Origin of the sequence: Streptomyces sp. NBC_00539, assembly GCF_036346105.1 — a bacterium.
Taxonomy (GTDB): Bacteria; Actinomycetota; Actinomycetes; order Streptomycetales; family Streptomycetaceae; genus Streptomyces.
Window position 1 is genome coordinate 561,268 of record NZ_CP107811.1, and the last position, 13,478, is coordinate 574,745.

At 74.3% G+C, this 13,478-nt stretch carries 14 protein-coding genes; 7 read left to right on the forward strand and 7 right to left on the reverse strand.

All coding sequences use genetic code 11. The annotated features are described in order from the left end of the window. Positions 1–37 precede the first annotated feature (37 nt). Positions 38–1,357, reverse strand: coding sequence for a helix-turn-helix transcriptional regulator (locus OG861_RS02640; protein WP_330261129.1), 1,320 nt, complete (start codon positions 1,355–1,357; stop codon positions 38–40). A gap of 157 nt (positions 1,358–1,514) precedes the next feature. Here OG861_RS02640 and OG861_RS02645 point away from each other — a divergent pair, with 157 nt between their 5' ends. From OG861_RS02645 to OG861_RS02675, 7 genes are all read left to right on the forward strand, one after another. Next, positions 1,515–2,429 (forward strand): NADP-dependent oxidoreductase, encoded by a 915-nt coding sequence (locus OG861_RS02645; protein WP_330261130.1) that lies wholly within the window; start codon positions 1,515–1,517, stop codon positions 2,427–2,429. Between the two features lie 89 nt (positions 2,430–2,518). Further along, positions 2,519–3,232 carry a response regulator transcription factor gene (locus OG861_RS02650; RefSeq protein WP_329200920.1) on the forward strand — a complete coding sequence of 238 codons (714 nt, stop codon included), beginning with the start codon at positions 2,519–2,521 and terminating at the stop codon, positions 3,230–3,232. Beyond that, complete coding sequence (locus tag OG861_RS02655) at positions 3,229–4,674, forward strand: sensor histidine kinase (RefSeq protein WP_329200918.1); 1,446 nt, start codon at positions 3,229–3,231, stop codon at positions 4,672–4,674. Before OG861_RS02650 ends, OG861_RS02655 begins: the two co-directional genes overlap by 4 nt. A gap of 174 nt (positions 4,675–4,848) precedes the next feature. Continuing rightward, the gene (locus OG861_RS02660; RefSeq protein WP_329200916.1) at positions 4,849–5,256 is read left to right on the forward strand and encodes a hypothetical protein; all 408 of its coding nucleotides are present in this window, start codon (positions 4,849–4,851) and stop codon (positions 5,254–5,256) included. Continuing rightward, complete coding sequence (locus OG861_RS02665; RefSeq protein ID WP_329200915.1) at positions 5,253–5,459, forward strand: hypothetical protein; 207 nt, start codon at positions 5,253–5,255, stop codon at positions 5,457–5,459. Before OG861_RS02660 ends, OG861_RS02665 begins: the two co-directional genes overlap by 4 nt. Before the next feature lie 105 nt (positions 5,460–5,564). Continuing rightward, positions 5,565–6,104, forward strand: coding sequence for a DoxX family protein (locus tag OG861_RS02670; protein ID WP_329200913.1), 540 nt, complete (start codon positions 5,565–5,567; stop codon positions 6,102–6,104). Beyond that, positions 6,104–7,249: an AI-2E family transporter gene (locus OG861_RS02675; protein ID WP_329200911.1), complete on the forward strand. Its 1,146-nt coding sequence runs from the start codon at positions 6,104–6,106 to the stop codon at positions 7,247–7,249. The genes OG861_RS02670 and OG861_RS02675 overlap by 1 nt, the downstream gene beginning before the upstream one ends. A gap of 2 nt (positions 7,250–7,251) precedes the next feature. Here OG861_RS02675 and OG861_RS02680 read toward each other — a convergent pair whose 3' ends face one another. The 6 genes from OG861_RS02680 to OG861_RS02705 all read right to left on the reverse strand — a co-directional run bounded on the left by OG861_RS02680 (position 7,252) and on the right by OG861_RS02705 (position 13,467). Next, positions 7,252–7,554 carry an SHOCT domain-containing protein gene (locus OG861_RS02680; protein ID WP_329200909.1) on the reverse strand — a complete coding sequence of 101 codons (303 nt, stop codon included), beginning with the start codon at positions 7,552–7,554 and terminating at the stop codon, positions 7,252–7,254. Between the two features lie 113 nt (positions 7,555–7,667). Then, the gene (locus OG861_RS02685; RefSeq protein ID WP_330261131.1) at positions 7,668–8,342 is read right to left on the reverse strand and encodes a response regulator transcription factor; all 675 of its coding nucleotides are present in this window, start codon (positions 8,340–8,342) and stop codon (positions 7,668–7,670) included. After that, positions 8,339–9,544, reverse strand: coding sequence for a sensor histidine kinase (locus OG861_RS02690; RefSeq protein WP_329200906.1), 1,206 nt, complete (start codon positions 9,542–9,544; stop codon positions 8,339–8,341). Before OG861_RS02690 ends, OG861_RS02685 begins: the two co-directional genes overlap by 4 nt. Before the next feature lie 96 nt (positions 9,545–9,640). Next, entirely contained in the window at positions 9,641–10,846 is a 1,206-nt protein-coding gene (locus tag OG861_RS02695; protein ID WP_330261132.1) for a serine hydrolase domain-containing protein, read from the reverse strand. A 126-nt stretch (positions 10,847–10,972) separates the two neighbouring features. After that, complete coding sequence (locus tag OG861_RS02700) at positions 10,973–12,367, reverse strand: uracil-xanthine permease family protein (RefSeq protein ID WP_329200902.1); 1,395 nt, start codon at positions 12,365–12,367, stop codon at positions 10,973–10,975. Continuing rightward, positions 12,340–13,467: an aryl-sulfate sulfotransferase gene (locus OG861_RS02705; RefSeq protein ID WP_330261133.1), complete on the reverse strand. Its 1,128-nt coding sequence runs from the start codon at positions 13,465–13,467 to the stop codon at positions 12,340–12,342. The genes OG861_RS02700 and OG861_RS02705 overlap by 28 nt, the downstream gene beginning before the upstream one ends. Positions 13,468–13,478 lie beyond the last annotated feature (11 nt).

The window sequence follows — 13,478 nt, forward strand, 5'->3', positions numbered from 1 at the left end:
GCCGCAGTGTAGGGCGGCGGCCGGGGCCCGCACTTCCTCACGCTGCCGCGTGGAAGAAGGCCGCCGCCTCTCCGCGGGAGGCGACACCGAGCTTCGTCAGGATCTTGGCGACGTGGAACTTGACCGTCGATTCGCTGATGTGCAGTTCCTGCGCGATGGCGCGGTTGCGGTGCCCTTGTGCCAGCCGCGTGAGGACTTCGAGTTCCCGCGCGCCCAGGGTGCCCAGGGGGTCGATCGCGGTAGTCGCGGGCGCGTCGGGGGTGGTCAGGGGGATGAACGCGGTCACGGTGGTGCCCCAGCCGGGGACGGGGTCGATGTCGAGGCGTCCGCCGAGGACCTCCAGCCGGTCCGCGATGCGGGTGGGGCCGAGGCCGCAGTAGCTCATGCCGCCCGGCCCGTCGTCCCGTACGGTCACGCGCAGTTCCTGTCCGGTGATCTGCCAGCCCACGTGGACGCGGGTGACGGGGTCCTGTTCCAGGACGGCGAGCAGCAGCTCGCGGGCGATCGCCCGCGCCGTGTGGGCCACGTCGGCGGCCACGCTGCGGGTGGAGTCGGGTGCGCCCAGCTCCAGCCGTACGGGGCTGTGGCGCAGCAGCGGGCGCAGCGAGTCCGCGAGCCGGGCGAAGGCCTCGTCGGCACGTTCCTCGGCCATGGCCTGGTCCCGTTCCGCCTCGGCCCGCAGTTCGGCCAGTGCGGACACGGCGAGTTCGGTGGCGGTCGAACGGGCGGCCGCGTCGTGGAGGTTGCGGCTGCGCAGGACCCCGAGGAGGGCGGTCAGCGTGGCGGTGTGGCGGGCGCCCAGTTCGGCGATGACACGGGCGCGGGTGTCCGCGGCGGCGCGGGAACGGGCGAGAGCGCCGGGGGCGGCCTCCGCGGCCAGCCGGTCGAAGTGGCTGACCACGAGGGTCCACAGCGCTTGGACCACGGCCAGCGCCGCGTCCTCGGCGGGAGCCGCGTCCTCGTCGCGTACGAGGACCAGGAGCGCGCCCCGCCGGGTCGCGTCGGTCATGACCGCGATGACGGGGCGGTCGGCCCCGGCGATGGCCGCCCTGCCCTGCCAGGGCCGTCCGGCGGTGCCCGCCCGGAACAGCGGCTCCATGTCCGCCGTGCTGATCCTGGTCGCGTACGCCTGGTCGCCGAAGGACTTGAACGGTGAGTGGGCGCAGTGCGTGGACAGTTCGGCGGCGGCGCGGTGCGGTACGAGGCCGGAGAGGACCGCCGAGAGCCGGGGCAGGATCTCCCCCAGCGGCTGCCGGATGACGTCGTACCCGGCGGCCAGCGCGGCGAGCGTCGCCTCCCCCGCCGCGAGCGAGGGGGGCGTGGTGGTGAGGGGCGTGGCGGTCGCTATCAGCTCCATGGGGTCAGCCTAGCCAGCGCCACCCTGACCTCCACTGGACTTTCGGCCAGGTGGGACTGGCCCGAAGACGGGCCGGATTCCCCGCCGTCCGGCCAGAGGCTGGAGGTGTCAACGAACAAGATCCACAGAACAAGATCTACAGCGGGGAGACAGCGACATGGAAGCGATCGTCTACGACGAGTTCGGCGGGCCGGACGTCCTGCGTCACGAGCAGATCGACGAGCCGGAGCCGCGCGCCGGGGAGGTCCGGGTGAAGGTGGTGGCCGTCGGCGTCAACCCGCTCGACTACAAGCGGCGTTACGGCTGGGTCGAGGAGTTCTACCCGAGCGTGTTCCCGATGGTCCCGGGGCTGGAGTTCGCCGGTGTCGTGGACGCGGTCGGCGAGGGCGCCACCCATGTCGCCGTCGGGGACGAGGTCCTGGGCTGGACCCGGACGGGCGCGTACGCCGAGTACGCCATCGCCGACGACATCGTCCACAAGCCGGCCGGACTGTCCTTCGAGCGGGCCGCGTCGTTGCCGGTGGCCGGCGAGACCGCGCAGCGGGTGCTGGACCTGCTGCGGGTGAAGGCGGGCGAGACGCTGCTGGTGCACGGGGCGGCCGGGGTGGTCGGCTCGGTGGCGGTGCAGCTCGCGGTGGCCGCGGGGGTCACCGTCATCGGCACGGCTTCCCAGCCCAACCACGACTACCTGCGCGACCTGGGTGCCGTGGCGGTCGCGTACGGGGACGGTCTCGCCGAGCGGGTGCGCGCGGTGGCGCCGCAGGGCGTGGACGCGGTGTTCGACGCGGCGGGCCAGGGGGTGCTGCCGCTGTCGATCGAGCTGGCGGGCGGCTCCGCCGAGCGGGTCGTCACCATCGCCGATCCGGATGCCGCCGAGCACGGGGTGCTGTTCAGCGGCGGCGGTACGGACCCGGCGGCGATCCGCGCCGGTCTGGCCGAGCACGCCCGCCTGGCCGCGGAGGGCAGCTTGCAGGTGCGGCTCGGGGAGGTGTTCGCCCTTGCGGACGCCGCGAAGGCGCAGCAGTTGAGCGAGTCGGGCCACGCCCGCGGCAAGCTGCTCATCCGGCCCTGAGTCCTCGGGGCGGCCGCCGCGCACCCGGGCCCGGGTGCCGGGCCCGGCACCGGGCGTGAGAGGGTCGGGCCCGACAGGAGGAGGGCAGGGTGACCGGTACGGCGTCCGAAGGGCTGGTCCTGGTGGCGGACGACGACGCCGCCATCCGTCGCTCGCTGGAGCGCGGGCTGCGGCTGAGCGGCTTCACGGTGCTCCTCGCCGAGGACGGTCCGGGCGCGCTGCGGCTGCTCGCCGACCGGAACCCGGACGTCGTGGTCCTTGACGTGTCGATGCCCGGCCTGACCGGAACCGAGGTCTGCCGCGGCCTGCGGGAGCGGGGCGATGAGACTCCCGTCCTGATGCTGTCGGCGCTCGACGAGCTGGCCGACCGGGTCGCCGGGCTCCAGGCCGGGGCCGACGACTACCTGGTGAAACCGTTCGCACTGGAGGAACTGGTGCTGCGGCTGCACGCCCTGCTGCGGCGCCGGCCGGCCCAGGCCCCGTCGGACGTGCTGAGGGCCGGTCCCCTGGTGGTGGACGAGGCCACCCGCCAGGTGCGCCACGGCGAAGCCGAAGTGCGGCTGACACGGCGGGAGTTCGAGCTGCTCGTGCAGTTCGTGCGCAACACCGGGATCGTCCTCACCCGCGACACGCTGCTGGACCGGGTGTGGGGCTACGACTTCGAGGTGCGCACCGATGCCGTCGACACCTTCGTCAGCTACCTGCGCCGCAAGCTGGAGGAGGGCGGCCGGCCCCGGCTGATCCACACGGTGCGTGGTGTCGGCTTCGTCCTGCGCGTGCCCGACGACCGGAGCCGGCCGTGAAGCTCGCCACCCGCATCGCGCTTTCGGTGACCGTGGTGGTGCCCCTGCTGGTGCTCGCGGCGGGGCTGCTGCTGCTCGGGCTGGTCACCCGCGATCTGCACCAGCAGCAGGACTCCCGGCTGCGGGACCGGGCGTCCGCCGTCCTGCCCGACGTCAGGGCGCTGCTCGCGGCCGACCTGAAGGGCCGCCCGAAGGTGGAGCAGAACCAGCACCGCAAGGTCCTCGGGGACGCCCTCGACGCAGGGATCAGAGTGCGGGGCGCGGACGGGCACGTCGTACTGGAGGGCGGCCCACAGCCCGCGGATCCGGCCCGGCTGCCCGAGCAGACGCCGGACGGGCCCGTCACGGTCCGCTCCAAGGGACACGCCTGGCGGGTGCTGGCCGTCCCGGTGGCCGGGGCGGCGCCGGGCACCCTGTGGCTGGTCACCCCCGCCTCCGCCGCGGACCCGCAGCTCGTCGCCGTGCGCGGCCGGGTCCTGCTGGTCGCGCTGCTGTCGGCCCCCGTAGCGGGCCTGATCGCCTACGGCCTGGCGGGACGCGCCACCGCCTCCGTACGGCGGTTGAGCAGCCGGGCCGCCGCGCTCGACCCGCGGGCGGGCGCCGCGGCCTTCGCGACCGCGCCGGCGAACATCGCCGAGGTGGACGAGCTGAGTGCCGCCATCGGCCAGTTGCTGGCCCGCTACGACGAGCAGGCGCTGCGGACGGCGCAGGCGCTGGAGACCGCCCGTTCCTTCTCCTCCGCCGCTTCGCACGAGCTGCGCACACCGCTGATGAGCATGCGGACGGACCTGGACGTGCTCGCGGCCCACCCGGACCTCTCCCCCGGCGAACGGGCCGAGGTGGTACGTGACCTCCAGAGCGACCACGCCCGGCTGCTGGAGCTGCTGACGGCGCTGGCGATGCTGGCCCGTGGCGACCTGGTGGAGGCGTCCGCGTTCGGCCCGCTGGACCTGGCGGAACTGGTGGACGCGGCGGTGGGCGACACCGGCCGGCGCCGGCCCGGGGCCCGGCTGAGCGCGGAACTCCCCGCCGAGCTGCGGGTCCGGGGCTGGGAAGCCGGGCTGCGGATCCTGCTCGACAACCTGCTGGGCAATGCCGTGACCCACGGGCACCGGCCGGGCGAGCCGCCCGTGGTGGCGGTGCGGCTGCGGGCGGAGGGCGGCTACGCGGTGCTGACCGTGGACGATGGGGGGCCCGGCGTCCCGGCCGGTGAGCGCGAGGCCGTCTTCCGGCGCTTCCACCACCGCCCGGGCAGCCCCGGCTCCGGGCTCGGGCTGACGCTGGTCGCCCAGCAGGTGGCGCTGCACGGGGGTACGGTCACCATCGGCTCGGTGCCGGGTACGGGGGGCGCCCGCTTCGAGGTGCGCCTGCCGTTGCCGGCTGCGGACACTCCGGCTCCGCCGCTCCCCTCCCGCCGGGACTGGATCTCGCGCGGTGACTGAGGGCGGGGCCGGGCCCCCGGCCCGGGCGGCCCGACCAGGACTCCGCGGACCGGGTCCACCCGATCGCCACACCCCGGCCGGGGCCCACAAGAAATCCACAAAGACTCCCCCTACCGTCCTGCACGGCTGGACCGCTCAAGGAGAGCCAGCCAGTCGTACGAAGGGGATACCACCATGCTCCACCACCGTAGGACCGCCGCCGCGATCGGCGCCGTCGCACTGACCGGCGCCCTGTTCGCCGCCGCCCCCGCGCAGGCCGACGCCGGCGCCCCGGGCGCGAGCGCCTCGCCGAAGTCCGCGCCGAAGGGCGACGGCGCCAAGGCGATCTGCAAGCGCCTGCCGAAGACCGAGGACCGCGTCAACGCCGCGGTGACCCGGCTGAACGGCGACGCCACCGTCTCCGGATCGATCGCCCGGCTGGAGCAGCGCGTCAACAACGCCAAGGCCGAGGGGCACACGGAGATCTACACGTACCTCAACGACCGTCTGACGGCCCGCAAGAACCTGCTGCCCACGCTGCAGAAGCGGCAGACGGACCTCAAGGCGGTCAGCACCTGGTGCTCCGCCCAGAAGGCCAAGTGACCGGGCGCGCCGCCGCGGGGCTCGTCGCGCTCGCCGCCGGGGCGGCCCTGCTGCTCACCGGCTGCGGACCGGGCGCGAGCGCCCAGCACAAGGCGCCCCAGTCGGTGTCGGACGACGCCAAGGTCAAGGAAATGCAGGACACACTGGACGCCGCGGACGACGCGGCCGCCCAGGCTGATGCGGACGCCACCCAGAACAACTGAGCGTGTGGGCCATTCGGCTGCGGCGGCGCGCGCGGGCGGCGGGCCCGGGTGAGGCTTGCGATCAGGTCTTCTTCCGGTCTCATGCCTAGGGAAAGGTCTGATCCCATGCCGTTCAGCCATCGCAAGGACCTGGGACTGCTGGCGCTGCGCCTCGGTACGGGCGGCGTGCTCCTCGCGCACGGCGCCCAGAAGCTCTTCGGCTGGTTCGGTGGTGGAGGCCTCGACGGCACCACCAAGGCCATGGAGCACATGGGGTTCGCCCCGGCGCGCCCCAGCGCCATCGCCGCCGGGCTCGGTGAGGCCGGCGGCGGTGCGCTGCTCGTGCTGGGACTGGCCACCCCCGCGGCGGGCGCGGCCGCGGCCGGCGCGATGGCGGGGGCCGTCTCCGTGCACGCGCCCGCCGGGTTCTTCGCCCAGGGCGGCGGTTTCGAGTACCCGGCGTTCCTCGGCTTCGTCGCGGCCGGGCTCGGCCTCGCGGGGCCGGGGCGGTTCTCCCTCGACCACTTCACGCGTCACCGGCTGGACCGGCCGGCCGTGCTGCTGGCGGCGTTCACCGCCAGTGCGGCAGCGGCGACCGTCGTCGTCACCCGTCGCAACGCGGCCGTGGCCGCCGCGGCCGACGAGGGCCTGGACGACGGCGCGTAATGCCCAGGCGATCCGCAGCGCGTCCGGCGCGCCGGGATACGCAGACGGGCGCCCGCATCCGTACGGCTGCCCGCCGGGCCCGCGGCCGGCACCCCGTCCCGGGCCCGCCCACGGTGGCCCCGCTGCTCGTCACGCTGGCCGGGTACGCCTGGCGGATCCTGGTCCTGGCCGCCTTCGCCTACGCCATCTTCGCCGTCCTGGGGCGGTTCCACGAGGTCGCCGTGGCGGTGTTCCTCGGCCTGGTGGTGACGGCGATGCTCCGGCCGCTCGCCGATCTGCTGGCCCGGTGGATGCCGCGGCCGCTGGCCGTCGCCTGCGCCCTGATCGGCAGCATCGTCGTGGTCCTCGGCATCCTGGCGTTCGTCGGGGAGACCGTCGCCAGTGAATGGGACTCGCTGGTGACCGAGTTCAGGGACGGGCTGGCCAGGATCCAGCCGTGGCTGGAGCGCCCGCCGCTGCGGCTGAACGCGGACGCCCTCAGCGACGCGCAGGCCCGTATCGGCGCGTACCTCTCCAGCCACCGTTCGGACATCGTGAACACCGCGGTCACCGGGGCGGGCCGGCTCGTGGAGGTGCTCACCGTCGCGGCGCTTGCCCTGTTCTGCTCGGTCTTCTTCATCCACTCCGGCGACCGGCACTGGCAGTGGTTCTGCAACCAGCTCCCGGTCGGCGCGCGCCACCGGGTCGCCGTGGTCGGCCGTGCCTCGTGGAGCACCTTCACCGGCTACACCCGCGGCATCGTGCTGGTCGCCGGGACCAACGCCATCCTCGTAGGCGTCACCCTGCTGGTGCTGCGCGTGCCGCTCGCCGTGCCGCTCGCGCTGCTGGAGTTCGTCGCGGCGTTCATCCCGCTCATCGGCTCGCCCGTGGCCCTGGCCGTCGCCGCCATCATCGCGCTGGCCACCCGGGGACCCTTGGTCGCGGGGCTGGTGATCGTACTGATCGTGGTGATCGGGCAGATCGAGGGCCATCTGCTGCACCCCCTCGTCATGAGCTGGGCCGTGCGCCTGCACCCGGTGATCGTGGCGCTGTCGGTGATCGCGGGCGCCATCGCCGCCGGGGTGGTGGGGGCGGTGGTCGCGGTTCCGCTGGTCTCGGTCCTGTGGTCGGCCGGCCAGGCGCTGCGCTCCACCGCCCCTACCTGACCTCAGCGGCGGCGGCCTCTGGCCTCCTCGGCGGCGGGACCGAACTGTTCGTCCAGTACCGACAGCCGTCGCCAGTACTCGTCCTCGTCGATCTCCCCGGAGGCGAAACGCCGTCCGAGGACGGCGATCGGCCCCGCCTCACCCGGGGATCCGTGGCCGCCGGAGGAGGGACGGCCCGCGGCCCACGGCCGGCTCCGCCCCACCGTGCGGCGCAGGACCGAGACGACCGTGACGACGACCGCCGCCCAAATCAGCGGGAAGAAGAGGATCCACGGGCCGGGCCCGTCGAATGCCAGCGTGTCCATCTCGTTCAGCTCCTCGGAAGTGGTCCGTGCTTCGCTTCCGAGACTGCCGGGGCCGCCGGCCCGCGTCGTCCTACGGACGGCGGCCGTACGGGTACCCCCGGCGGAGTAGGCCCTCAGCCGAGCCAGCCGGGCCTGACCAGACCGGATTCGTAGGCGAGCACCACCAGCTGTGCCCGGTCGCGCGCGCCCAGCTTGACCATGGTCCGGCTGACGTGGGTCTTCGCGGTGAGCGGGCTGACCACCAGGCGTCGGGCGATCTCCTCGTTGGACAGGCCCATCCCCACCAGCGTCATCACCTCGCGCTCCCGCTCGGTCAGCCGGTCCAGCCCCGCGGCGCCCGGGGCCGGCGCGGGCGCCTTGGACCGCGCCGCGAACTCCGCGATCAGACGGCGCGTCACCCCGGGCGACAGCAGCGCGTCACCGGCCACGACCGCCCGGACGGCCCGCAGGAGCTCCTCCGGTTCGGTGTCCTTGACGAGGAAGCCGGACGCGCCGGAGCGGATCGCCTCGAAGACGTACTCGTCCAGGTCGAAGGTGGTCAGCATGACCACCTTCACCGAGGCCAGGGCCGGGTCCGCGGTAATCGTACGGGTGGCGGCCAGGCCGTCGAGCACGGGCATCCGGATGTCCATCAGGGCGATGTCGGGCGTGAGCGCGCGCACCAGGCGCACGGCCTCGGCCCCGTCGGCGGCCTCGCCCGTGACCTCGATGTCCGGCTGCGCCTCGAGCAGGGCCCGGAACCCGGCCCGGACCAGCTGCTGGTCGTCGGCGAGCAGGACGCGGATCATCCGGCCTCCCCCGATACGGGGCCGGAGGCCAGCGGGAGCCGGGCCCGAACCCGGAACCCGCCGTCGGGGCGCGGCCCGGCCTCCAGGGTGCCGCCCTGGGCGGAGGCCCGCTCGCGCATACCGGTCAGTCCGGTGCCGCTGCCGCCCGCCTCGTCGCCGGTGGCGGGGCCGTCGTCGTCCACGCCGATCTCCAGCCGCCCGGGTCCGCGGCCGATGCGGACCCGGGCGGTGCGGGAGGCGGAGTGGCGGACCACGTTGGTCAGGGCCTCCTGGACGATGCGGAAGGCAGCGAGGTCGGTGGCCGGGGGCAGGGCGCCGGGTTCCCCTTCGACGGTGACGGTGAGCCCGGCCGAGGCCGCCTGTGCGACGAGTTCGGGAAGCCGGCCGAGGCCGGGGGCGGGGGCGCGGGGTGCCTCGCCCGGTGCACGCAGGGTGTCCAGGACCTGCCGGACCTCACCCAGTGCCTCCTTGCTCGCCGCCTTGATGGTGGTCAGCGCGGTACGGGCCTGTTCGCGGTCGGAGTCGAGCAGGGCCAGGCCCACGCCCGCCTGGACGTGGATGACGGAGAGGCTGTGGGCCAGGACGTCGTGGAGTTCACGGGCGATGCGCAACCGCTCCTCGCCGGCCCGGCGGCGTTCGGCGGCCGCCCGCTCGGCGCGGTCGCGGGCCCACTGCTCACGGCGTACGCGGATCAGCTCGCAGGCGGCGAGCAGGGCCGTCACCCAGGCGGTGACGCCGGCCTCGGTCCCCCAGCCGGCGGGGCCGTCGCCCGGCGGCGGGAGCCAGCGGTAGAGCCAGTGCCCGATGAGCAGGTGCCCCGTCCACAGCAGGGCGGCGGCGGTCCAGGCCGCGTACCGGTGGCCGGCCAGGACGGCGGCGAGGCAGGCCAGGGCCAGGCTGAGGAACACCGGGCCGTAGGGGTACCCGCCGGCCAGGTAGGCGAGGGTGACGGCGCAGACGCCCCACAGGACGGGCACGGGGTGGCGGTGGCGCAGGACCAGAAGGGCGGGACCGGCCAGCAGCAGGATCCGGCCCGTCACGCCGAGCGGCTCGCTGCCGGGCTGGAGGCGTGCGGCCCATCCGCTGCCGGTCACGGAGATCACGGCCACCAGGAGCGAGGACCGCCACGGCAGCCCGCCGGGGCCGGTCCGTTCCGCCCGGTCCGCCCACCGCACCGCCCCACGCCGCCGCCACTGCGCCATGCGGCCACGCTAGACGGCCGGGCCCCTGCCCGTCGTCCGCCGGACGGGGTGAGCGGGCGTACTCCCGGGGGAGTACGCCCGGACCGGGCGGCGCGTTCAGTGGGTGGTCAGCGGGTGGTCGGGGGCGAGGACCTGGGCGATGCGGGCGGCCACCGTCTGGCCGGGGTTCTGTTCCGTGGCCTTGGGGCCTTGGGTGGTCGTGACGGCGATGGACAGCTTCTGCGCCGGCAAGTAGGCCTGCACGGCCGCGTAGCCGCTGAACGACGGGTTCTGGATGATCCAGTCGTGGACGACGAGGACGCCGAAGCCGAAGTGCTGCGCGGCGGTGTTCTTGAGGCAGACGTCGGCGGGGCAGGTGCCGGTCTTGCCGCCGAGGCCGACCGTGCCGGGGTCGAGCAGCGTCTTGAGGCCCTGCGGGGAGAGGAGTTCACCGCTGCCGATGGCGCGGGCCGAGCGGGCCAGGTCGCAGATGTTGCTGGTGAGCACCGCGCCGGCCGCGGTCGTCCAGGAGGGGTTCCAGTAGGTGGACTCCTCGTAGACGCCGCGTTCGGACGTGAAGGCGTGCAGCGCGGGGGCCGGGATCTCGGGGGTGAACGCGTTGTGCGTGCCGTTCAGTGCCAGCGGGGTCGTGATCCGCTCGGCCAGCAGCCGGTCCAGGCGGGTGCCGGTGATCTTCTCCAGGGCGACGCCGAGTATCTGGAAGTTGGCGTGCGAGTAGCTCCAGTTGGTGCCCGGCTCGTACCAGAGCGGCGGGGCCGTGGCGATGTCGACGACGTCGGAGAAGGTCCAGTGGCGGAAGGGGGCGGCTTCGAGTGCGGCGAGGAACTTCTTGTCGGTGACGTAGTCGTGGAGTCCGGAGGTGGAACTGCCGAGCATGCGCAGGGTGATCTCGGAGGCGTGGGGCAGTGTGGGCAGCCAGCGCGAGACCGGGTCGTCCAGACCCACCTTGCCTTCGTCCACGAGTTGGAGCAGGACGGTGGCCATGTACTCGATGGCGACGGAACCGGAGCGGAAGTGCATGGCGGGGTCGGCGGGGACGCCCGTCATTGACTCCCCCGTGGCGCCGGTGACGACGTCCCGGTCGCCCGAGAGCACTTTGAAGACCACCGAGTTCAGGTGCAGGTCCTGGGACGCCTGCCGGACGACGTCCCTGACCCGGGCGGCCTGACCGCCCCCGGTCTTCGGCGAGGAGACGCAGGCCTGCGGCGCGCTCGCGGCGGCCGCCGGGGAGGGGATGCCGGTGGGGAGGATCGCGGCGACGATTCCGGCAACGCTGAGCAACGCCGTTCGGGTACGCCTCACGCTCCTCAGTATCAGCGGAAGGTCAGGCCCGCGCCCGTCCACGCCGTCGGGCCCGCGCTTCCACCCCGTCGGGGCCCGCCCGCCCCGCCGTTACGAGGCGGGGCGCCGTTACGAGGCGGGCCGCCCTTACGAGGCGGGCCGCCGCGCCGGGGCGAACCGGTGCAGGAGCGCGTGGAGCAGCACCGCGGCGAGGGTGCCCGCCACGACCCCGCTGCCGAGGACCGTCCGGGCCCAGCCGGGGAACCCCTGGTAGAGGTCGGGTGCGACCACCGGCAGCAGACCGGCCGTCAGGGCCAGTGCCGCGACGGTCGGGTACGCGCTCTCCCCCGGCGCCCCGGCGGCCGCGCCCGGCAGCGCCCGCCCCAGCATGGTGACGCCCATGACCGCGATGATCCCGTAGATCACGAGGGCGGATCCGCCGACGATCGCCGCGGGGATCGCCGCGAGCAGCCGGGAGAGGGGGGCGAGCAGGCCCACCAGGACCAGCAGCACGCCCGCCCCCGCCGTCACGAACCGGCTGCGCACAGCCGTCAGGCGGCCGATGCCGATGTTCTCCGCGCTGGTGACCAGCAGGGACGTGCCGAACAGGGCGCCGAACACGGAGATCAGCGCGTCCGCCCTGGCGACGCGCGGCACGTCGCGGCCGGGGTCGCTGTCCCGGCCCACCGTCTCGCTGTTGAGGACGGTCTGTCCGGTGACCTCCGCCAGGGTGGTGAGGCCGAACACGAGCAGCGGCAGCGCGGCGAGCACGTCGAAGTGCGGCGCCCCGTACGGCAGCAGGTGCGGCAGCGCCAAAGCGCCCGGGCTCCCGTCGCCGGCCGGGGCGAACGCACCCAGCCCGGTGGTGAACGCGATCAGGGTGCCCGCGCCCATGCCGAGCAAGACCGCCGTCTGCCGCCAGACCCCGCGCAGGACCACGAGCAGCAGCACGGTGCAGCCGATGGTGGCTGCGGCCAGGAGCACCGCCGAGGGGGCGGCGTACCCGGGGGTGCCGCGCGGGCCGGTGATCAGCTGGGCGGCCACCCGGATCATCGCGATGCCGATCAGGAGCACCGTGGTGCCCATGACCAGCGGCGGGAAGAGCCTCACGACCCTCGCGTAGAACGGGAGCACGGCGAACAGCAGCGCCGCGGCGAGGAGTACGGACCCGGTGGCCGTCGCGGGACCGTGGTCCCCGGCGATCTGGAGGAAGAGGGCGGTCGCCGCCCCGCCGGGCAGCATGACGAACGGCAGCCGGGCCCCGATCCGCCAGAGCCCGAGGGACTGGAGCAGCGCGCCCGCTCCGCACAGCAGGAGGGTGGCGCTGAGCAGGGACGCGGTGCGGGCGGCGTCGAGTCCGAGGGCCTGACCCGTCAGGAAGGTGGTCGAAACGGGGGCTGCGATCATCGCCAGCACGTGCTGCGCGGACAGCGGTACCAGCCGGCGCAGCGGCACCCGCTCGTCCACGGGCCGCACCGGCTCCGGCGGGCGGGGCGCCGGAGGGGCCGGGGCGCTCACGCCGTGCCCTGCGCGTTCAGCCACGGCAGTTCCTCCGCGGAGTAACGGTAGGCGCGGAAGACGGCGTTGGGCTCGGAGGGGAAGAGCCCGCGTACCTCGGACTCGCGGTAGCCCCCGAAGTACGGGACCACGTACTCCCAGCACAGGTAGCCGTCCGGGGTCACCTCGAAGATCCTGCCGGAGGGCGAGTCCGTGACGAGCGTGTTGCCGCCCGCGAGGCGCTGTGCGCTGCCCATGAAGGGCGCGAAGAACGCCTCGCGCGACGGGTCGTGGTACTCCCAGACGACCTTGCCCGACGACCGCTCGATCTCGATGACGCGTGAGTACGGCACGTCCGAGTGGGGCCGGAAGACGCCGTTGTCGAAGACGAGCAGGTTCCCGCCCGGGAGTTCGGTCGGCGCGTGCTGCTGGGAGACGACGCCGGGCTCGGTGCGCCACACGACCTCACCGGTCTCCCGGCTGATGACGACGACGGCGGAAACGCTGCGCAGGCTGGCCAGGACGTTGCCGTCGGCGAGCGGCAGGACGCTGTTGATGAGGGGCCAGTGCTCGCGCGAGTAGGCGGGGTGGAGCGCGTACTCCTCGCGGTCGAGGTGTTCGGCGGCGCTCCACGTCCAGGTCACGGTCCCGTCCGCGTCGACCTCGCGGATGGTGTCGGCCCATACCGTGGCGTCCGTCTCGGAACCGGGCACGCCGCCGCGCACCCCGTCGGCTTCGGCGCCGCGCAGCGGTTCGAGCGCGGTGTACAGGAGGCGGCCGTCGCCGAAGTGGTGCGCGTCGTGGTGCTGGAGGGGGTCCCGGTATTCGCGCAGGACCGTGCCGTCCGGGGCGGCTTCGAGCATGACGCCGCCCCGGTACTTGTGCCACATGGGGAAGAGGGCCGGCTCGCCCGGGAGTACGCCGCTGTAGGCGAGGTTCCCGTTGCCGAGGACGCGGGCGTGGCGGCCGGGGCGGTACGGGAGCTTCCACTGGTGGACGACCGTGCCGTGCGGGTCGATCAGGTACACCTCGCCGTCGCCGGTGAGGGGGGCGAAGAGGGTGTACCCGCCTTCGCTGACGTCGGGGTCGAGGGCGATCAGGCCGGTGCCCCGACGGCGGCGGGCGTTCTGGTCTACTGCGGACATGCCGGTCCTCC